Origin of the sequence: Streptomyces hyderabadensis, assembly GCF_020404845.1 — a bacterium.
Taxonomy (GTDB): Bacteria; Actinomycetota; Actinomycetes; order Streptomycetales; family Streptomycetaceae; genus Streptomyces; species Streptomyces hyderabadensis.
Genome location: NZ_JAIOJZ010000015.1, coordinates 120,369 through 139,054 on the forward strand (window position 1 = coordinate 120,369; position 18,686 = coordinate 139,054).

Annotated in this window: 18 protein-coding genes; 7 read left to right on the plus strand and 11 right to left on the minus strand. The window is 73.0% G+C overall.

Going from position 1 to position 18,686, the window contains the following annotated elements:
- Positions 1–284: 284 nt before the first annotated feature.
- Positions 285–1,433: an aminoglycoside phosphotransferase family protein gene (locus K7854_RS14355; protein ID WP_226026857.1), complete on the minus strand. Its 1,149-nt coding sequence runs from the start codon at positions 1,431–1,433 to the stop codon at positions 285–287.
- A gap of 297 nt (positions 1,434–1,730) precedes the next feature.
- Here K7854_RS14355 and K7854_RS14360 point away from each other — a divergent pair, with 297 nt between their 5' ends.
- Positions 1,731–3,239, plus strand: coding sequence for a DNA-binding protein NsdB (locus tag K7854_RS14360; protein ID WP_226026858.1), 1,509 nt, complete (start codon positions 1,731–1,733; stop codon positions 3,237–3,239).
- Between the two features lie 35 nt (positions 3,240–3,274).
- Here the strand turns inward: K7854_RS14360 and K7854_RS14365 are convergent, their stop codons facing one another.
- From K7854_RS14365 to K7854_RS14380, 4 genes are all read right to left on the minus strand, one after another.
- Positions 3,275–4,573 carry a PAS domain-containing protein gene (locus K7854_RS14365; RefSeq protein ID WP_226026859.1) on the minus strand — a complete coding sequence of 433 codons (1,299 nt, stop codon included), beginning with the start codon at positions 4,571–4,573 and terminating at the stop codon, positions 3,275–3,277.
- A gap of 272 nt (positions 4,574–4,845) precedes the next feature.
- Positions 4,846–5,865 carry a Gfo/Idh/MocA family protein gene (locus tag K7854_RS14370; protein WP_226026860.1) on the minus strand — a complete coding sequence of 340 codons (1,020 nt, stop codon included), beginning with the start codon at positions 5,863–5,865 and terminating at the stop codon, positions 4,846–4,848.
- A 124-nt stretch (positions 5,866–5,989) separates the two neighbouring features.
- Positions 5,990–7,084 carry a baeRF3 domain-containing protein gene (locus K7854_RS14375; protein WP_226026861.1) on the minus strand — a complete coding sequence of 365 codons (1,095 nt, stop codon included), beginning with the start codon at positions 7,082–7,084 and terminating at the stop codon, positions 5,990–5,992.
- 53 nt (positions 7,085–7,137) lie between these two features.
- On the minus strand, positions 7,138–8,829 hold the full coding sequence (locus tag K7854_RS14380; RefSeq protein WP_226026862.1) for an alpha/beta hydrolase: 1,692 nt from the start codon (positions 8,827–8,829) through the stop codon (positions 7,138–7,140).
- A gap of 234 nt (positions 8,830–9,063) precedes the next feature.
- Between K7854_RS14380 and K7854_RS14385 the strand changes: the two genes are divergently transcribed.
- Positions 9,064–9,795 (plus strand): chaplin, encoded by a 732-nt coding sequence (locus tag K7854_RS14385; RefSeq protein ID WP_226026863.1) that lies wholly within the window; start codon positions 9,064–9,066, stop codon positions 9,793–9,795.
- Positions 9,796–9,844: 49 nt separating this feature from the next.
- On the opposite strand, the gene K7854_RS14390 is transcribed toward K7854_RS14385, so the two are convergent.
- Positions 9,845–10,330: a nucleoside deaminase gene (locus tag K7854_RS14390; RefSeq protein ID WP_226026864.1), complete on the minus strand. Its 486-nt coding sequence runs from the start codon at positions 10,328–10,330 to the stop codon at positions 9,845–9,847.
- Between the two features lie 139 nt (positions 10,331–10,469).
- Here K7854_RS14390 and K7854_RS14395 point away from each other — a divergent pair, with 139 nt between their 5' ends.
- A complete protein-coding gene (locus K7854_RS14395; RefSeq protein WP_226026865.1) occupies positions 10,470–11,429 on the plus strand; it encodes an SDR family oxidoreductase in 960 nt (319 codons plus the stop codon).
- An 11-nt stretch (positions 11,430–11,440) separates the two neighbouring features.
- On the opposite strand, the gene K7854_RS14400 is transcribed toward K7854_RS14395, so the two are convergent.
- Positions 11,441–11,710, minus strand: a complete 270-nt coding sequence (locus K7854_RS14400) for a GlsB/YeaQ/YmgE family stress response membrane protein (protein ID WP_226026866.1) — start codon at positions 11,708–11,710, stop codon at positions 11,441–11,443.
- A 186-nt stretch (positions 11,711–11,896) separates the two neighbouring features.
- Complete coding sequence (locus K7854_RS14405) at positions 11,897–12,340, minus strand: SPW repeat protein (RefSeq protein WP_052837273.1); 444 nt, start codon at positions 12,338–12,340, stop codon at positions 11,897–11,899.
- Positions 12,341–12,687: 347 nt separating this feature from the next.
- Between K7854_RS14405 and K7854_RS14410 the strand changes: the two genes are divergently transcribed.
- On the plus strand, positions 12,688–13,578 hold the full coding sequence (locus K7854_RS14410) for a glycoside hydrolase family 19 protein (RefSeq protein WP_226026867.1): 891 nt from the start codon (positions 12,688–12,690) through the stop codon (positions 13,576–13,578).
- A gap of 245 nt (positions 13,579–13,823) precedes the next feature.
- Here K7854_RS14410 and K7854_RS14415 read toward each other — a convergent pair whose 3' ends face one another.
- Positions 13,824–14,279 carry a pyridoxamine 5'-phosphate oxidase family protein gene (locus tag K7854_RS14415; protein ID WP_226026868.1) on the minus strand — a complete coding sequence of 152 codons (456 nt, stop codon included), beginning with the start codon at positions 14,277–14,279 and terminating at the stop codon, positions 13,824–13,826.
- A gap of 147 nt (positions 14,280–14,426) precedes the next feature.
- Here K7854_RS14415 and K7854_RS14420 point away from each other — a divergent pair, with 147 nt between their 5' ends.
- Both K7854_RS14420 and K7854_RS14425 read left to right on the plus strand, forming a co-directional pair.
- Entirely contained in the window at positions 14,427–14,819 is a 393-nt protein-coding gene (locus K7854_RS14420) for a VOC family protein (protein ID WP_226026869.1), read from the plus strand.
- A 68-nt stretch (positions 14,820–14,887) separates the two neighbouring features.
- Positions 14,888–15,979 carry an adenosine deaminase gene (locus K7854_RS14425; RefSeq protein WP_226026870.1) on the plus strand — a complete coding sequence of 364 codons (1,092 nt, stop codon included), beginning with the start codon at positions 14,888–14,890 and terminating at the stop codon, positions 15,977–15,979.
- On the opposite strand, the gene K7854_RS14430 is transcribed toward K7854_RS14425, so the two are convergent.
- Together K7854_RS14430 and K7854_RS14435 are read right to left on the minus strand one after the other, a co-directional pair.
- On the minus strand, positions 15,961–16,476 hold the full coding sequence (locus tag K7854_RS14430; RefSeq protein WP_226026871.1) for a mycothiol transferase: 516 nt from the start codon (positions 16,474–16,476) through the stop codon (positions 15,961–15,963). The two genes, K7854_RS14425 and K7854_RS14430, sit on opposite strands and share 19 nt — an antisense overlap.
- Before the next feature lie 40 nt (positions 16,477–16,516).
- Positions 16,517–17,416 (minus strand): LysR family transcriptional regulator, encoded by a 900-nt coding sequence (locus tag K7854_RS14435; RefSeq protein WP_226026872.1) that lies wholly within the window; start codon positions 17,414–17,416, stop codon positions 16,517–16,519.
- A gap of 128 nt (positions 17,417–17,544) precedes the next feature.
- Between K7854_RS14435 and mgrA the strand changes: the two genes are divergently transcribed.
- Complete coding sequence (gene mgrA, locus K7854_RS14440) at positions 17,545–18,537, plus strand: L-glyceraldehyde 3-phosphate reductase (RefSeq protein ID WP_226026873.1); 993 nt, start codon at positions 17,545–17,547, stop codon at positions 18,535–18,537.
- The last annotated feature ends 149 nt before the right edge of the window (positions 18,538–18,686 follow it).

Sequence of the window (18,686 nt, forward strand, 5' to 3'; positions counted from 1 at the left end):
GTGACGGTGGGGCATGACGGGGCGTGGGGGGGTGCGGGGCCGGGCGTGGGTCAGTGGTACCCGGCGGTCGGACGATCCGTCAATCATGCCGTCACAGCGGCGATTTCCCACGTCAGCAAGGGGTTCGGCGAGTTTCGTGGCGGCGGCCCACGGGCCTGCGCGGCGTCAGTGGCGTACACCAATGGCCCTCGCGCACACCCGAGTGGCGCAGACGCGAAAACCGCGGTGCGCCCCCCGTTGGGGGTGGCGCACCGCGGTCCGTCGTCTGCCAGGCGGCCCTGCCGTCAGCGCGTGCCGACCGCCGCCCGAACGGCCCGCCGGGCCAGCTGGCAGTCGTCGTGCAGCCGGCGCAGCAGCAGCCGCTGCTCCTCGCCGGTCGGCGCGGCACCCGGATGGGCCGGAGCCGACGGTGCCGACGGTGCCGCGACCGTGTCGTGCATCGAACGCTGCACGGCCGTCTCGTACGTACGGATCTCCCTGGTCAGCACGAGCATCAGGTTCACCAGGAAGGCGTCGCGCGCCGCCGTGCCCGTCGACTGGGCGATCTGGCTGATCTGGCGGCGGGCCACCGGGGCGTCCCCGAGGACCGCCCACAGCGTCGCCAGGTCGTAGCCCGGCAGGTACCAGCCCGCGTGCTCCCAGTCCACCAGCACCGGACCGGCCGGGGACATGAGGACGTTGGACAGCAGCGCGTCACCGTGACAGAACTGGCCCATGCCCTGGCGGCCGCCCGCGTGGGCGATGCCGTGCAGCAGCTTCTGCAGGTCGCCCAGGTCCCGGTCGGTGAGCAGCCCCAGCTCGTGGTAGCGGGAGATGCGGGCCGCGTAGTCCAGCGGGGCGTCGAAGGTGCCGGCCGGCGGCCGCCAGGCGTTGAGCCGGCAGACCGCGCCGAGTGCCGCCCTGATGTCCGCCCGCGGCGGGGCCTCCAGCGGGTGCCGTTGCAGCGCCGCCACCCGTCCGGGCATCCGCTCGATGACCAGCGTGCCGTTGTCCGGGTCCGCCGCGATCAGTCTCGGCACCCGCACCGGGGGGCGCTGCCGGACGAACGAGCGGTATGCCCCTATCTCGTGCCGGCTGCGTTCCGCCCACGCGGGGGAGTGGTCCACTAAGCACTTGGCCACCGCCGTGCTGCGCCCGGTGGTGCCGACCAGGAGCACGGACCGCCCGCTGCGCCGCAGCACCTGCACGGGGGAGAACTCGGGGCAGATCCGGTGCACGGCGGCGATCGCCGTGCGCAGTTGGGCCCCCTGGGGGCCGGACAGGTCGATTCTCCCGCTGAGCGGCTGGGTGCCGGGCCCCGCGCCGAGCCGCGCCCTGGCCCCGAGCACCGGGGCCGCCGGACGCGCGGGGGCGAGGTAGGGGCCGCCGCCCGCCGTCGGGCGGGGGTGCAGCGAGCGCTGCGGGGCGGACACGGAGGACGATGCTGCGTACATGGGCGAGACAGATCCCTTCGTGTGCCTGCTGTGCCTGCCTGAAGAAGTGCCGATCCGGTCCAGTCCGTTCGCTGCCGGAGGGCAGGTCTTCCGAAAGTCGTCGCGCCGCCCGACCGGCCGCCCGGGGCCACCCTGGGGAGTACCCCCACGGCGACCGGGTCGGGGTGGCGCATTCCTACCTGACACCCGGCCGCCCGTGGCACACCATCTGGCGCACCCTGGCGAACGGTGGCGAATAGTCGCCCGGCAACCCGCACGGGGCTACTGTCAACTCAGCCGAGAACCTGGGGGCTTGACGTGAGCGGAGAACCCAACACCCGTCTTTCGGACCTGTTCGGCCTGGCCGGCTGGTCCAAGGGCGAACTCGCGAGGCTGGTCAACCGGCAGGCGGCGGCCATGGGCCACCCCCAGCTGGCGACCGACACCTCGCGGGTGCGGCGGTGGATCGACATGGGAGAGATCCCGCGCGATCCGGTGCCGAGAGTGCTGGCGGCCCTGTTCACCGAGCGTCTCGGCCGTGTCGTGACCATCGAGGACCTCGGTCTGGTCCGGCACGGGCGCGCGGGGAAACGGCCGTCCGGCGGGAGTGAAGAGCATCCCGACGGAGTGCCGTGGGCGCCCGAGCGGACCGCGGCGGTCCTCACCGAATTCACGGGAATGGACCTCATGCTCAACCGACGCGGCTTGGTGGGCGCGGGCGCCGCGCTCGCCGCGGGCTCCGCACTCAGCAGCGCCATGCACGACTGGCTGCACACCGACCCGGCCCTGGCGGCCGACGCCCCCGACCCCCACTCACCCCTGCACGCCGACCCCGCCGGGTTCGACCGCTACGAGGCCGCCCCCATCGGGTCGCAGGAAGTGGAGGAGCTGGAGCGCTCGGTCGAGGTGTTCCGCGCCTGGGACGCCGCCCGCGGCGGCGGTCTCCAGCGCAAGGCCGTGGTGGGCCAGCTCAACGAGGTGGGCGGCATGCTCGCCTACCACCACCCACCCCACCTCCAGCGGCGCCTGTGGGGCGTCGCCGCCAACCTCGCCGTCCTCGCGGGCTGGATGTCCCACGACGTCGGCCTGGAACCCACGGCACAGAAGTACTTCGTCATCGCCGCGCACGCCGCGCGCGAGGGCGGCGACCGGCCCCGGGCGGGCGAGGCCCTGTCCCGGGCGGCCCGCCAGATGGTGCACCTGGGCAAGCCCGACGAGGCGCTGGACCTCATGAAGCTCGCCCAGTCCGGCTCCGGCGAGCGGGTACTGCCGCGCACCAAGGCCATGCTCTACACCATCGAGGCCTGGGCACAGGCGTCCATGGGCAAGGGCCAGGCGATGCGCCGCACCCTGGGACGGGCCGAGGACCTCTTCGTCTCCGACAAGGCGGACGTGCCGCCCCCGGACTGGATGCAGACGTTCAAGGAGGAGGACCTGTACGGCATGCAGGCCCTGGCCTACCGGACGCTCGCCGAGTTCGAACCGGGCGCCGCCGCGCACGCCCAGCACTACGCGGACAAGGCCCTGGCCCTCAGGATCGACGGCCGGCAGCGGTCGAAGATCTTCGACTATCTGTCGATGGCCTCCGCCTGCTTCATCGCCGACGACCCCGAACAGGCGGACCGGTACGCGCGCCTGGCCCTGGTGTCGATGGGGTCCAACTCCTCCCAGCGGACCTGGGACCGGCTGCGCCAGATGTACCGGCTCACCGCCGAGTACGCCGGGTACCCGAAGATCCAGGAGCTGCGGGAGGAGATCAAGCAGGCGCTGCCCAAGGGCAGGTCACCCAAGGGGAAGGAACCGGGCGGCACAGTCGCGCCCGCGTAGGAGCCGGCGCGTCTCGCGCGGGACTCCCGCGGGTCTCACCGCGTCACCCGGGCCACCAGCACGCAGGCGTGCTCGAAGCCCGGAGACCCGTCGAGTTCGCGTGTCACGATCCGTACGGCGTCCTGTGCGCAGTGCGCCCCGGCCAGCCGGGGGGCCAGCGCCAGGAGGTGCTCCACGGCCGCCGGTTCGAGTGTCCCGGTGTGCAGGAGCAGCAGGTCGCCCGCTTCGAGGATCGCCTCGGCCTGCCCGGACGGTCCGTCCGGTCCGGCCGGCCCACGCCCCGTTCCGCCGCGGAAGAGCAGCGGGGCGGGGCCTGCGGCGTGGGCCCAGGTCAGCATGCGGCTGTCCGGTCGGTAGCCGCAGTACACGGCGCCGCGCACCGGCGGCAGGGCGGTGGCCCGGAGCAGTTCGGCGAGCCGGTCCCCGAGCCGCTCGGGCCGGGTGCCGGCCAGCGCCAGGCCGCGCAGGGCGCCGATCAGCACCCCCGGGCCGTGGGCCTCGGTCTCCGGGTGGCCGAACTCGCCGACGCTGAGCAGGGTTTCGTCGCCGGTGCCGAGCGGACAGGCGTCGTACCACCCGCCGTACCGGGACCGCGGGCCCGTCGCGGAGGCGGGCGGCAGGTGTGCGGCGGCCAGGTCCAGGCCGGGCCGCCCCTCCTCCGGGAACCGCAGCAGACCGTGCCAGGGCGGTGGCGGAGGACGCCGGAGCGAGTCACGGGTCTCGCTCACCGCCCGCTGGCTGCGCCGCAGTTCGCTGACGTCCCGCAGCACCGTCCACATCGAGGCCGTGCTGCCGTCGGTGTCGAGGACGGGCTCGCCCATCATGTGCACGGTGCGCACGGTCCCGTCGGGACGCACCACGCGGAACTCGCCGTCGATGGGCCGGCCGTCGACGAGGCAGTCCGTGACCATCGCGGTCAGCTTGGGCCGGTCCTCGGTGAGCACCAGGGACGGGAATTCGTCGAGGCTGAGGGGGACCGAGGCGGGGTCGCGGCCCAGGATGCGGAAGAGTTCCCCGGACCACTCGGCCTCGTCCGTCAGCAGGTTCCACTCCGCGCTGCCGACCCGGCTGAGCAGGGAACCGGCGCGGGGCGCGGGTGCGGGGCCGTCCCGCAGCTGCGCCAAGTGGGCGTCGAGGTCGGTGAGTTGGTGCAGCGCCAGATCGTACAGGGCGCGCTGCCAGCGTCCCCGGGGGTCCGTCGCGTCGTCCTGGCTGTCGCGCCGCACCGCGTCCACGTCGCCCCGCAGCCGCCGGGCCTGCGATATGAGCGCCTCGACCGAACCGGGTCCCGGGGGCTGGGCGGCCGGGTGGTCCGCGGAGAGATGGGACGACATGACGCACTCCGATGTGCTGACGGTACGACCAAGGGGGAACCGAGGCTGACGGAAGGACCGTTACGACTGTTGCACAGCCCGCCATGCCTCGTAAGGGATTCGGCAACACACGATACGGTGGTGCTTCCGGCATATGCCACAGTCTCCCCGGAGCGACTCGGATACGCGTTCGGCGTACCGGGGGATCGGGGCAAGTCGTAGGCTGCCTACGGGACTTGGCGGGGTTCGAGAGCCAAGGGTGTCGTCGCTCTGGTGTTCGTCGGATTCCTGTTCTACGCCGGGTCGTGGAGGGCCGGGCGGGGCGCCAGTTCGACGGGCGTGCGCGCGCCCGTCTCCAGGGCCCGCACCCCGGCCTCGGCGGCCGCGGCGGCCGCGTACCCGTCCCAGGTGCCCGGCCCGGTGACCCGGCCCCGACGGGTGGCGTCCACCCAGCTCTGCACCTCGCGGTCGTAGGCGTCCGCGAAGCGTACGAGGTAGTCCTGCGGCACGTCCTCCCGCGCGCCGCCCGCGGCCGTCACCACCATGGTGTGCGCCGCGCCGATCCGGGCGCTGCCCGCCTCGCAGACGGCCTCGCAGCGCACCTCGTAGCCGAAGCCGCAGTTGACGAAGATCTCCACGTCCACCACGACGCCGCCCTTGGTCTCCAGGAGCACGAACTGCGGATCGAGCAGGCCCTCGGGCGCACCGGCCGACGGCCGCGGCCGCAGCACGGTGACCGCGCTCAGCTCCTGGCCGAGCAGCCAGCGGGCCGCGTCGATCTCGTGCGAGACGGAGCTGTTGACCAGCATCGCCGAGGTGAAGTGCGGCGGGGAGGAGACGTTGCGGTGCACACAGTGCAGCATCAGCGGCCGGCCGAGGCGTCCGTCGTCCAGCAGGGACTTCAGCCGCTGGTACTCGGTGTCGTACCGCCGCATGAACCCGACCTGCGCCAGCCTCCTGCCGAGGCGCGCCTCCGCCTCCACCACCCGCAGGGCGCCCGCGGAGTCCGGCACCATGGGCTTCTCGCACAGCACCGTCAGCCCCCGCGCGAAGGCGGCCAGCAGGGCCCTCTCGTGCGCCTCGCCGGGCGAGGCGATCAGGACGGCCTCGACGCCCGGCGCGTCCAGGGCGGCCTCGGCCTCCGTGTGCACCACGACCCCGCCGATTCCGCCCACGGCCTCCTTCGCCCGCTCGCTGTCGGGGTCCGCGACCGCGGCGACCCGGGCGCCGCTCACCACCTGGTCGAGGCGTCGTATGTGGTCGGCACCCATGTGTCCCGCACCCAGGACCGCCACACCCAGAAGTCCGCTCACGCCGTGCCCGCTCCTTCGCCGTCGGCCGCGCACCCGCGGGCAGCGGGTACGTGTACGGCGAACAGGCTTTCACGTGCGTCAAGGCCACGGGAGGGGAGCGCCGCCCCGGGTGCGGCGGCGGGCGTCAGTACCGCAGCACCCCCGCGATGCCGTCCGCGTCCCCGAGCGCGCCGTCCGGCACGAAGCGGACGTCGGCGCCGGTCTCCAGGCACTGCTCGACGATCTCGTCCACGATGTCCTCGCGGGCGTCGAGGTCGCCGTCGGCTGCCGGGAGCAGGTGCTCGCCGTCGTCGCGCATCGTCACCTTGAAGTGCTCCTCGACGGCCAGCAGCCGGACGCGGCCCGTGTGGGCGCTCTCCCACAGCTCGTCCACCCCGGCCGCGAAGTCCTTGCGGCCGCGGGCCGCGTCCAGCTCCCTGGCCACCGCCTCGACCTGCCCGCGGGCCTCGTCCTCCAGCACCGGACGCACCGCCTGCCACACCGCCTCGGCGGTGCCGTGCGCGAGCCCGCCGTGCGGGACGAGCACCGCGTCCGCGGCCAGCGCGCCCGCCTCGTCGAAGAGGGACAGCGCCGGCTCGGGACCGGTGACGTACAGCGGCCGGGGATGCGCGCGCAGCACCCTGCCCATCGCGGCGTCGGCGTCCCGCAGGAACCTGCGGGTGCCCTCGTCGCGGAAGGTGCTCGGCGCGTCACCGATCCGTTCCTGGCGCTCGGGGTCGAAGTCCTCCGCGGGCCGGTCCAGCGGGAAGCCGCCGAGGTGTTCCTCCACGACCCGGTCCGCGCCGCCGCTCCACAGCTTGACGCGGTCGGCGGCGACCGACAGCACCCAGAACGGCCGCTCGGCCGCCTGCGCGGCGACGAGGTTGCGGGTCAGGAAGGTGTCCGAGAGGACCACACGCTCGGGCACGGAACGGCTCAGTGTCCAGACCTGGTGCTCCCCGGGCGCGGCGAAGATCGCCAGACCGTCCTCGGCGTACGTCAGGTCGATCTCGGCCAGCGCCCGGTCGAGTTCGCGGGACACCTCGGTGCGCCGGTCGCGGCTGACCGCCGGGTCCTCCTCCAGCTGCTTCTTGGCCGCGGCGACCGCGTTGCGCAGCCGGACGCGGTCCTGGGCGTTGTCCGGCTCGCGGCGGTGCGTGGGGGTCAGCACGGACACGGCCGGATACGGGCGGGGGCGCCGCAGTTCGGCGAGGGTGGCGGGACTCAGATCGTGCTCCATGTCAGCACGATAGGCCTCACGGGCGTATCGGGCATTCGGAGCAGAACGCCCGCTCAGTGGGGCCCGGTGCCGGCGGCCTCGGAGCCGCAGGAGCTGCCGTCGGGCGGCAGGGAGCCGTACAACAGGAAGTCGTCGACCTTGCGGTGCACGCACTCGGAGGACGCGTAGCCGGTGTGTCCCTCGCCCCGGTTGTCCAGCACCACGGCGGAGGGGCCGAGCCGGTCGGCCGTCTCGGTCGTCCAGCGGTACGGCGTGGCGGGGTCGCCGCGGGTGCCGACCAGGAGCATCCTCGCGGTGTCGAGGTCCTTGACGTCCTCCCGGATGTAGTCCGTGCCCTTGGGACGGCCGTAGCACATGAGCACCTGTGTGAGGCGGTACCGGCCGAAGACCGGCGAGGCCTCCTCGTAGCGGGCGCGCAGCCGGCCGAGGGATGCGGTGACCTGGGCGGCGGTGGGGCGGTCGGGGTCGTCCGCGCAGTTGATCGCCATCAGGGCGGCCGGGAGGTTGTCCATGGGGACGTCCTCCTCGTCGGTGAGGCCGGCCCCCTTGTCCCCGCGCACCGGCTGACGAACCGGTCCCGCGCCCTGCTCACCGGCCTGCTCGCCGGTCTGCTCACGGACCGGGAAGGTGACGCCGCCCGACGAGAAGCCCTCCAGGCCGCCGCTGTCGCCCTGCTCGACCAACTGCCCGATCGCCCGCTCCAGCGACGGCCACAGCTCCCGGCTGTACAGGGCCTGACCGATCGCGCCGACCATGTCCTGCCCGGTGAAGGGCTCGCCGAAGGCCGACGGCACCGGGTCGGAGTCGAGGGAGGCCACCAGGCGCTCGACCTGGTCACGGGCGGCGCGGGCGTCCTGGCCGAACGGGCAGGCGATGTCCTCGACGCACCAGTCGAGGAAGTTCTCCAGTGCGGTCTGCTGCCCCCGCGCCCCGGCCAGCCCCTGCTCGGCCAGCGGTTCCGTCAGCGTGTCCACCCCGTCCAGGACCATCCGGCCGACCTTGTCCGGGAACCGGGCCGCGTACACCGCCCCGAGCCGGGTCCCGTAGGAGAAACCCAGGTAGTTGAGCCGGTCGTCGCCGAGCGCCCGGCGCATCACCTCCATGTCGCGGGCGGCGTCGACGGTGCCTATGTGGGGCAGCACGGGACCGGAGTGCTCGGCGCACTCGGCCGCCGCGTCCCGCAGCCGCTTCAGCACCTCCTCGGGGTCGGTCAGCCCCCCGTCCCCGTCCGTCGCGTCCATGATCTCCAGGGTGGCCGGTCCGCAGGACACCGGGGAGGAGCGGCCGACGCCGCGGGGGTCGAAGGTCACCACGTCGTAGCCGTTGGTGAGGTGCATGAACTCCTTGCCTCCCGCGGCGAGTTCACTGACTCCGGAACCGCCTGGCCCGCCGAAGTTCAGCAGGACCGACCCGCGCGAGTCGCCGGTCGCGCGGTACCGGGCCAGGGCCACGTCCAGGGTCCGCCCCTCGGGCCGCGCGTAGTCGAGGGGGACGGTGACCTTGCCGCACTGCAGGTCCTTCGGCATGTCCGTGCCCTCGCACGCCGACCACGCGACCTTCTGGTCGTAGAACCGGGACATGCCGGCACCGGCGTCCCGCGCGTCAGCGGTAGCGGTCGCGGTGGTGGCGGCAGTGGTGGTCGCGCCGTTCGCCGCGGGCAGACCCGCACCCAGCAGGGCCAGCCCGAGCGCTCCGGTGACCGCGCAGCGCCGGACCGAGGGCCGAGAATCCAGCTTGGCCTGCATCGATGCCTCCCGGGACGCCCCGTCGCGGACCGGTGTTCGGCGCCCTCGCTCACCATAAGCGGGCTTCCCCGGCGCCGCCTCCGGGCGACGGCGCACCGGACGGCGCAGCATTTGTTCGATGAACGGCCCACTCGATGGGGTGAAAGGCCGATAAGCCATAACTCGGATGGTGCGCCCGCGTTTTAACCGGTGCGGGCGAGTGCCCGCGACCATGTCTGGAAGGCAGGGAACCGCATGAGAAGGGTTACCCGAAACGGTGTGTTCGCCGTCGCCGCCTCGGGCGCGCTGGCCGTGACGATGCCCGCGTGCGCGGCGTTCGCGTCCGACGGTGCCGGTGCCGACGGGTCCGCGGCCGGTTCGCCCGGGCTGATCTCCGGCAACACCGTCCAGCTCCCGGTGGACGTGCCGGTCAACGTGTGCGGCAACACCGTGAACGTGGCGGGGCTCCTCAACCCGGCCGCGGGCAACAGCTGCGCGAACACCGAAGCGGCGGAGGCGTCCGGCGCGGGGGCGTCCCACCAGGAGACGGGCGCCGCGGGCGGTACGTCCGGCAGCGCGCCCGGGGTGTCGTCCGGCGGCGCGGTCGCCGAGGGGAGCGGAAAGGATTCGCCCGGCGTGCTCTCCGGCAACGGGGTGCAGCTGCCGGTGCACCTCCCGGTGAACGTCAGCGGCAACAGCGTCAACGTGGTCGGCGTCGGCAACCCGGCCGTCGGCAACGAGTCGGCCAACGACTCCGGCGACCACCACCCGGAGCCCGCACGGCCCCCGGCGCGGCCGGAGCCGTCCGCCCCCGAGGAGGAGCGCGCCCGGCCCGAACCGTCCCCGCACACCACCTCGCCCCGGGAAGAGGTGTCTCTCGCCCACACAGGGGCGGACCACATGGTGCCCACCCTCGCGGGCGGCGCCGCATTCGTGCTGGGCGGAGCGGCCCTCTACCGGCGCTTCCGTCCGGGCGCCGAGGGCTGACCGCGGCCGGGGCATCCGTCCGCCACCTCCCCCCGACGGGTGCCCCGGGTCAGTCGCGCCCCGCGTGGAAGCGCCGGTGCAGCGCCCGGATCTCCTCCGTGAGCTGCGGCACCGGGCCCTCGACCGCCACGCCGGGCGCCACCTCCCGCACCGGGAGCGGCCGGACCGGCGGCTCCGGGACGCCCAACTCCGTCAGCCACGCCCCCAGTTGCTCCGACGAGGCGACGTACACGATGCGCCCCAGGCCCACCCACGCATGCGCGGCGGCGCACATCGGGCAGTGCTCGCCCGATGTGTACACCGTGGCCGCCGTCCGTGCCTCGGGGGTCAGCCGGGCGGCGGACCAGCGCGCCAGCTCGAACTCCGGGTGACGGGTCCGGTCGCCGGAGGCCACCCGGTTGCGATCCTCGGCCAGCACCGTGCCGTCCCCGCCCACCAGCACCGAGCCGAACGGCTCGTCGCCCGCCTCCAGCGCCTCGGCCGCCAGCTCCACACAACGGCGCAGGTGCGGCAGTTCCGTGTCCTTCACGACCATGGCGTACCGACCTCCTCGTGACGTGACCCTTCCCGCCCACCCTAAGACTCCCCGGCTCACCGCAGTGCTGGCTATCGCACGCGTTATAGTTTCTAATGAGAGCGAAAAGTCATCGTCATTGCGAGATACGAGGAGCGCCATGTCCACCGCGAGTCCGCAGCAGCCCGCCCCGCACGTCGTCCTGGGATCCGGCCCCGCCGGCACCGCGCTCGCCCGTGAGCTGGTGCGCAGGGGTCACCCCGTCCGCCTGGTGGACCGCAAGGGAGCCGGTCCCGTGATCGAGGGTGTCGAGCGCGTCGCCGCCGACGTGAGCACCGCCGAGGGCGCCCGCGCCGCCATACGGGACGCCGCCGTCGTCCACCATTGCGTCAACGTCGCCTACCACCTCCAGGTCGAGGTGATGCCCCGGGTCCAGGAGGCCGTCCTGGCCGCCGTCGAGGCGAGCGGTGCCCGGCTGGTCGTGCTCGACACGCTTTACCCGTACGGCGAGACCGGGGGAGCGGTGATGACCGAGGACAGCCCCTGGAACGCGACCAGCCGCAAGGGTCGGATGCGCGCCGAACTGGACGAGCGCTACCTGGCCGCCCACCGGTCCGGCCGGGTCCGTGCGGTCCTCGGCCGCAGCGCCGACTTCGTCGGTCCCGGTGTCCTCAACTCGTCCCTGGGTGCCGCCGTCTTCCCCGGCGCGCTCACCGGCGGGGACGTGGTGGCGATGGGCGACATCGACCTGCCGCACAGCTACACCGGCATCGAGGACGTGGCGGCCGGTCTCGCCACCCTCGGCGAACGTCCCGACGGCGACGGCCGCGTCTGGCACCTGCCGACCGCGCCGGCCCTGAGTACGCGCGAGATCCACGCGATGATCGAGAAGCGGGTGGGCAAGCCGCTGAACGTCGTCGTACTGGAACGGCCCCGCGCCTTCGGCCCCTTCGACGAGCGGATGATGGCCGAGTACGAGGAGATGTTCTACCAGCACACGGAGCCGCAGATCATGGACTCCGGTGCCTTCGAGCGGTTCTTCGGGGTGGCTCCGGCACCGCTCGCGGACACCGTGGACGCGACCGTCACCTGGTACGAGGCGTGGCTCCGCAGCCGGTGACGGTCAGGCCCTCAGCGGCGCGGACGTGACCGGGACCGGTCCAGTGCGGCCACACCGACCGCGGCCAGGCCGATCTGGATGAGCCACTCGACCCAGTCGACGCCGTCCGTGTCGGCCACGTCGAACGCCGACGCGATCCACGATCCGACGAGCGCGGCCACGATGCCGACGAGGATCGTCCACAGGACGCCGATGCGCTGCCGGCCCGGGACGACCAGCCGGCCCAGCACACCGATGACGACGCCGATGACGATGGCGCTGATGATGCCGTCGATCTCCATCTCCACCCCTTTGTTTCGTCAGGACCCCGTTGCAGTGCGTCTGCCCGCTGCGGGCGGGTGCAGTCCGCCGGTCCCGCGGCGGCACGCGCGACGGGGGACGTGCGGCACGGGCGACGGGGCAGGCGGCACGGCGACGGGCCGGCCCGCGGGTGCGGGACCGGCCCGTGCTGTTTCCTTCCGGTGCGGCTAGGGCCTGCGTGGAGCGCTCCGCGCCGCCGTACCGGCGCAGACCATGCCCAGAACCAGGGCCAGGGCGCCGATGACGATGTTGTTCCAGATGACACCGGCGTCCGGGCTCGTGCCGACGATCCAGGGCGAGATGATCATCCAGACTCCGATCGCGCACATGGCCCAGCTGAGGCCGTACATGCGTTCCGGGGCGCGGGTGAATCCGAGGGCCAGCAGACCGATGGCGATGCCCACGATCAGGTTGTGGGCCACGAGTGAGGGCTGGCTGGTGGTGAAGTGGAGTATCCACGGGGACACGGCACAGTAGAGGCCGAGCAGGAACACCGGCCCGTCCACGAGTGCCACGTCGCGACCACCGAGCACGCGTGCGTAGCGTGCCTGCATTTCCGGTGCGTCCGGGTGGCTGGTGATGTCACCTCGGGAGTGCGAGACGTTGGCCATGAGTCGTCTCCTTTGACTTGCAGGGCCGACCGCTTCTGGTGCGGTGTGCGGTAGCGCCGCATAAGAGCATTCTGCTCTTATTTCGCCCCTATGTGTAGTGGTGGGCGGCCCGGGATCCGGCGGTCGACCGCTGCTGAACCCGCGCCGCGGCAAGGCCGGGGCCGAGGTGTCGAATTGGATTGGTCTACACCCTTGACTGGTACAGACCAAGGCGGTTGAGTGTGCCCCACACCCCCCTCCACGGCCGCCCCCACGCCGTGGCCGGTCCGACCGGCACGTGCGCACGAGGTTCCGCTCCACCCTGCCCTCGTACGGGAGCGGCCGTGCTCCGCAGAAGGAGACAACCTGTGTCGAGGCGCCGTATATCCGCCGTGGTGACCGCTCTCGCCCTCGCGGGCGCAGTGCCGTTGCTCATGCCCGCGGGCGAGGCTTCCGCCGCCGCGTGTTCGAGCTACCCCGCCTGGTCGGCCGGTGCGAACTACAACACCGGCGACATCGTCCGCTACACCGACGGCAAGGCCTACATCGCCGAGCACGCCAACCCGGGCTACGACCCGCTCATCAGCACCTGGTACTGGGAGCCGTACGCCTGTGACGGCGGTTCGCAGACGCCGGTCGGCAACTTCGTGGTCAGCGAGGCCCAGTTCAACCAGATGTTCCCGGGCCGGAATTCCTTCTACACCTACAGCGGCCTCACCGCCGCGCTCAGCGCCTACCCCGGCTTCGCCAACACCGGCAGCGACACCACCAAGAAGCAGGAGGCCGCGGCCTTCCTCGCCAACGTCAGCCACGAGACCGGCGGCCTCGTGCACATCGTCGAGCAGAACACCGCCAACTACCCCCACTACTGCGACTGGAGCCAGCCCTACGGCTGCCCGGCCGGCCAGGCCGCCTACTACGGCCGCGGACCGATCCAGCTCAGCTGGAACTTCAACTACAAGGCCGCGGGCGACGCGCTCGGCATCGATCTGCTGGGCAACCCCTGGCTGGTGCAGAACGACGCGGCCGTGGCCTGGAAGACCGGCCTGTGGTACTGGAACACCCAGTCCGGGCCGGGCACCATGACCCCGCACAACGCCATGGTCAACGGCGCCGGCTTCGGCCAGACCATCCGCTCCATCAACGGCTCGCTGGAGTGCGACGGCAAGAACCCCGCCCAGGTTCAGAGCCGGGTCACCAAGTACCAGCAGTTCAGCCAGATCCTCGGTGTCTCGCCGGGCGGGAACCTGTACTGCTGACGCCTCCCGGGGGTGCGGAACTCCGCCGGTGACCTCGGAAACGATCACCGCGGAGTGCGCCGGCCCCCGGCACCTCGGCGACCTGCCCGTCGGTCGCGTCGGCCTCGGCCGGACGCGGCCGGCGGGCAGTGCCGCCTTCTGGCGCTCCGCCCTGCGCAGCGCCGACGGACTCGTCGACAGCGCGCATCGCCGGAGGCCGACGAGGAGCCCGCGCGGCTCGACGACGCCCGGACCTGCTGCGCGCGCTACCCGGTCCAGGCGCCGTCCCGCATGATGTGGCGCCCCGTCAGTTCGCGCTCCTCGTGCCACGCCTGGACCGCGATCGGCCGCACCCGGAACCAGGCGTACGAGACGCTGTCCCCGCGTGGGTCCCAGCCGGTCTTCGCGGTGAACGCCTCCGCCGCCGCGGGTGCCTCCCGCAGTCCGAACGTCTCCGCCTCACCGTCGATGAGCACGACGTTGCGGGTGTGCCCGAAAGCCAGCCGGACCCGGCCGCCGCCGCGCAGGTTGCGGCCGGTCGGGTTGGTGAGCCGCGTGCACAGCCAGACCGACTCCTCGTGCCACACGAACCACAGCGGGACCAGGCACGGCACGCCCGCGGCGTCCGCCGTGGCCACCCAGATGTCCAGTTCGCCCTCCAGGCGGTCGAGTACGTCCTGTCGACGCCGGCCGGAATCGCGCGGCGGTGCGGTGTTCGTCATGGCCGTGACGGTAGGGGGCGGGCCGCGCCCGCGCCTCGGGCCCGGGGCGGTCCCGCCCCTCGGGCCCGAGGCTTAGGACCGGCGACTGGCGTCCAAGGGGTTTTACGTATAACCTCTCCCGTCAATCGTCCGTCCCGAAAGGTCCCGATGCCGCACATCGCCCTGGTCGCCCTCGTCGTCGACGACTACGACGAGGCGATCCGCTTCTACACCGAGGCCCTCGGCTTCCGCCTCGCCGAGGACTCCGCCCGGCCCGACGGCTCCCGCTGGGTGGTCGTCGAGCCCGGCGCGGCAGGCGGCGGCACCGCGCTGCTGCTGGCCCGGGCCAAGGGCGAGCGGCAGCGGGCCCGCGTCGGCGACCAGACGGGCGGACGCGTCGGGTTCTTCCTGCACACCGACGACTTCGCCCGCGACCACGCCCGGATGGCGGCCGCCGGCGTGACCTTCCTGGAGGAGCCCCGGCACGAGCCCTACGGCTCGGTCGCCGTCTTCCAGGACCTCTACGGCAACCGCTGGGACCTGCTCCAGCCCGCTGGCTGAGCCGTCCCCGCCCGCCGACTGAGACGTCCCCGCCCTTCGCCCACCGACCCGCCGAGGAACCACCGCACATGTCATCTACGCGCATAGAAACCTCTCTGGACACCGAGACCCTCCGCCGCCTCCCCAAGGCGGTCCTGCACGACCACCTCGACGGCGGCCTGCGACCGGAGACCGTCGTGGAACTGGCGGAGAGCGTCGGCCACACCCTGCCCACCACCGACCCCGGGGAACTGGCCGCCTGGTACTACGAGGCCGCCAACTCCGGGGACCTGGTGCGCTACATCGCCACCTTCGAGCACACCCTCGCCGTGATGCAGAACCGCGAGGGCCTGCTGCGCACCGCCGAGGAGTACGTCCTGGACCTCGCCGCCGACGGCGTCGTCTACGGCGAGGTCCGCTACGCCCCCGAGCTGATGACCGCCGGCGGGCTGAGGCTCGCCGAGGTCGTCGAGACCGTCCAGGAGGGGCTGGCGGCCGGCATGGCCAAGGCGGCCGCCGCGGGCACCCCGGTCCGGGTGGGCACCCTGCTGTGCGGGATGCGGATGTTCGACCGCACCCGGGAGACCGCCGACCTCGCGGTCGCCTTCCGGGACGCCGGAGTCGTCGGCTTCGACATCGCCGGCGCCGAGGACGGCTTCCCGCCCGCCGACCACCTCGACGCCTTCGAGCACCTGCGCCGCGAGAACGTCCCCTTCACCATCCACGCGGGCGAGGCGCACGGGCTGCCCAGCATCCACCAGGCCCTCCAGGTGTGCGGCGCCCAGCGCATCGGCCACGGCGTGCGCATCACCGACGACATCCCCGACCTCGCGGCCGGCAAGCTCGGGCGGCTCGCCGCCTGGGTGCGCGACCGCCGCATCGCCCTGGAGATGTGCCCGACCTCCAACCTCCAGACCGGCGCCGCCACCTCGATCGCCGAGCACCCCATCACCGCGCTGAAGGACCTGGGCTTCCGCGTCACCCTCAACACCGACAACCGCCTGGTCTCGGGCACGACGATGACCCGCGAGATGTCCCTGCTGGTCGAACAGGCGGGCTGGGGCATCGAGGACCTGCGCACGGTCACGGTGAACGCCCTCAAGAGCGCCTTCGTCCCCTTCGACGAGCGCAACGCCCTCATCGAGGACGTGGTCCTGCCGGGCTACGCCTCCGCGCTCTGAACCAGCCCGCGCACATAAGCGGCCTGTCCGACGTGCTGGAGGTCGTCGGACAGGACGCTGACCAGCCGCACGGCGAGCGTGACCGGCGGGTCCCAGGCGTCGTCGACGACCCGCTCCAGGTCCTTCGCGGTCAGCGAGCGCAGGGCCGTGAGCGTCTGCTCGTGCACGGCGTCGTAGTAGCCGGTCAGCAGCTCGGCCGAGTCGACCCGCACCTTCGCGACCTCGGCGGACCCGTGGCCGTACCCGGTGTCCCGGCGGGGCAGGCCCAGGCCGAAGCGCTTGTCCCACTCCCCGGTGAGCCACACCTGGTCGAGGCCGAAGGCGTCGGCGACGTGGTCGTCCTGGACGCGGGTGAGGTGCCAGAGGAGCCAGGCGACGGAGTTGGCACCGGGGGCGGGGCGGGCGTTCAGGCCGTCGGGGTCCAGGCCCTCGACGGCGGCGTGGACTTCTTGCTGGATGCGGCCGTAGCCCTCGATGAGGATGTCCTTCGCATGCATACGTCCACCATCGCGCAGTCCGACCGCCCGCGCCCCCCGTTCACCCGCTTCCCCTTCCGGCGCTGCCCGTCTCCAGCAGCTCCATCAGCGCCCGCGCCGCCGGACTGGTGGCCTGCGCGGGCGGGAGCAGCGCGATGGTCTCGTACTCCGTGCCGCCCGCGTCCTTGAGGGGCAGCGAGGTCAGAGCGGCGCGCTTGTGCCGGAAGTGCCGCGGCACGACCGCGATGCCGAGGTCCTCGTCGATCAGGTCCAGCAGCCCGTGCACGTCGTTCACCTCCAGCGGCACCGTCCGCCGCACGCCCGCCGCGGCGAAGACGGCGTCGGTCACGCGGCGCGGACCCCAGTCCGGGTGGAAGTCGACGAAGACCTCGTCGGCGAGGTCGTGCGGGGTGAGCACCGCGCCGTCCGCCGCGAGCCGGTGGCCCGGATGGCACAGCACGGTCATCGGCTCGCCCGCCAGCGCCACCGAACGCAGCTGGTCCGTGTCCGCCTGGGTGCGGTAGGCGAAGGCCAGGTCGAGCCGGCCCGCCGCGACCTCCTCCGCCAGCTCCCCGGAGCCCGCCTGCCGCAGCCGGATCTCCACGTCCGGGTGGCGCCGCCGGAACGCCGCCAGCAACCCCGCCACCGGCACCCCGGCGATGCACTGCTCGGCACCCAGCGACAGCGTCCCGCGCAGCACCCCCTGCACCGCGGCGACCGCCTCGTGCGCCGACCGCACCTGGGCCAGGATGCGCTGCGCCTCGCCCAGCAGCGCCCGTCCCGCCTCCGTCAGCGTCACCCGGCGGGTCGTGCGCACGAACAGCGGCGCCCGCAGCTCCCGCTCCAGGGCCCGGATCGACGCCGACAGGCCGGACTGGGACACCAGCAGCCGTTCCGCCGCGCGGGTGAAGTGCTGGTCCTCGGCGACCGCCACGAAGTGCTGGAGATGACGCAGTTCCATGATTGAGAAGCGTAACCGCGCAATCCCATCGGATTCTTCTGTTGGACCACTGCCCGCAGGTCACGGGAGAGTGGAGGGCGGTCCCGCCCAAGCCCCGTACCTCGGGGGCCAACCCCTCTGGAGTCGCGTTGTACACCGCACACCCCGACCGCTATGCGCAGATGCCCTACCGGCGCACCGGACGCAGCGGCCTGAAGCTCCCCGCGCTCTCGCTCGGCCTGTGGCACAACTTCGGCCCCGACCGCCCCGTCGAGACCCAGCGCGCCATCCTGCGCCGCGCCTTCGACCTCGGCGTCACCCACTTCGACCTCGCCAACAACTACGGCCCGCCGCCCGGCTCCGCCGAGTCCGCGCTCGGAGCGGCCCTGAAGGCCGACTTCGCGCCGTACCGCGACGAGCTGGTGATCTCCACCAAGGCCGGCTACCTGATGTGGCCCGGACCGTACGGCGAGTGGGGCTCGCGCAAGTACCTGCTGTCCTCGCTCGACCAGAGCCTGGAGCGCATGGGCCTGGACTACGTCGACATCTTCTACTCGCACCGCCCGGACCCCCAGACTCCGCTGGAGGAGACGATGGGCGCGCTGCACACGGCGGTGCAGCAGGGCAAGGCGCTGTACGTCGGCGTCTCCAACTACTCGCCCGAGCAGACCCGTGAGGCCGCCCGCATCCTCGCCGAGCTGGGCACCCCGCTGCTGATCCACCAGCCGCGCTACTCGATGCTCGACCGGCGCCCCGAGGCCGGCGGACTGCTGGACGCCCTCGACGAGCTGCAGGTCGGCTCCATCGCCTACTCCCCGCTGGAGCAGGGCCTGCTGACCGGCCGCTACCTCAACGGCATCCCGGAGGACTCGCGGGCCGCGAGCGACAGCCCCTTCCTCAACTCCGACGCCGTCACCGAGGAACTGGTCGGCAGGCTGCGCGCCCTCGACGAGATCGCCGGGTCGCGCGGCCAGACACTCGCCCAGCTGGCCCTGGCCTGGGTGCTGCGGCAGGGCAGGGTGACCTCCGCCCTGGTCGGCGCGAGCAGCCCGCGGCAGCTGGAGGACAGCGTCGCGGCCGTCGGGAACCTCGACTTCGACTCCGACGAGCTGGCCCGCATCGACAAGATCGTCCAGGGCTAGAGGCCGGCCCCGGCGGGGCGTGCACGGCGATTCCGGAGGCGGACCGCGCCTCCGGAACCGACGTGTGTGCGGCCCCGCCCCGGCTCGCACCCAGCCGTGGTGCGGCATCGGCGCGGCATTTCGGCCAACCGGCGCCGCGAATATGCCAG

Coding starts and splice junctions, on each gene's coding strand:
- K7854_RS14355 (WP_226026857.1), bottom strand. CDS start 1,433: ATGTACGCAGCATCGTCCTCCGTGTCCGCCCCGCAGCGCTCGCTGCAC.
- K7854_RS14365 (WP_226026859.1), bottom strand. CDS start 4,573: ATGTCGTCCCATCTCTCCGCGGACCACCCGGCCGCCCAGCCCCCGGGA.
- K7854_RS14430 (WP_226026871.1), bottom strand. CDS start 16,476: ATGCATGCGAAGGACATCCTCATCGAGGGCTACGGCCGCATCCAGCAA.
- K7854_RS14380 (WP_226026862.1), bottom strand. CDS start 8,829: ATGCAGGCCAAGCTGGATTCTCGGCCCTCGGTCCGGCGCTGCGCGGTC.
- K7854_RS14400 (WP_226026866.1), bottom strand. CDS start 11,710: ATGGAGATCGACGGCATCATCAGCGCCATCGTCATCGGCGTCGTCATC.
- K7854_RS14390 (WP_226026864.1), bottom strand. CDS start 10,330: ATGGTCGTGAAGGACACGGAACTGCCGCACCTGCGCCGTTGTGTGGAG.
- K7854_RS14375 (WP_226026861.1), bottom strand. CDS start 7,084: ATGGAGCACGATCTGAGTCCCGCCACCCTCGCCGAACTGCGGCGCCCC.
- K7854_RS14395 (WP_226026865.1), top strand. CDS start 10,470: ATGTCCACCGCGAGTCCGCAGCAGCCCGCCCCGCACGTCGTCCTGGGA.
- K7854_RS14435 (WP_226026872.1), bottom strand. CDS start 17,416: ATGGAACTGCGTCATCTCCAGCACTTCGTGGCGGTCGCCGAGGACCAG.
- K7854_RS14420 (WP_226026869.1), top strand. CDS start 14,427: ATGCCGCACATCGCCCTGGTCGCCCTCGTCGTCGACGACTACGACGAG.
- K7854_RS14415 (WP_226026868.1), bottom strand. CDS start 14,279: ATGACGAACACCGCACCGCCGCGCGATTCCGGCCGGCGTCGACAGGAC.
- K7854_RS14425 (WP_226026870.1), top strand. CDS start 14,888: ATGTCATCTACGCGCATAGAAACCTCTCTGGACACCGAGACCCTCCGC.
- K7854_RS14385 (WP_226026863.1), top strand. CDS start 9,064: ATGAGAAGGGTTACCCGAAACGGTGTGTTCGCCGTCGCCGCCTCGGGC.
- K7854_RS14405 (WP_052837273.1), bottom strand. CDS start 12,340: ATGGCCAACGTCTCGCACTCCCGAGGTGACATCACCAGCCACCCGGAC.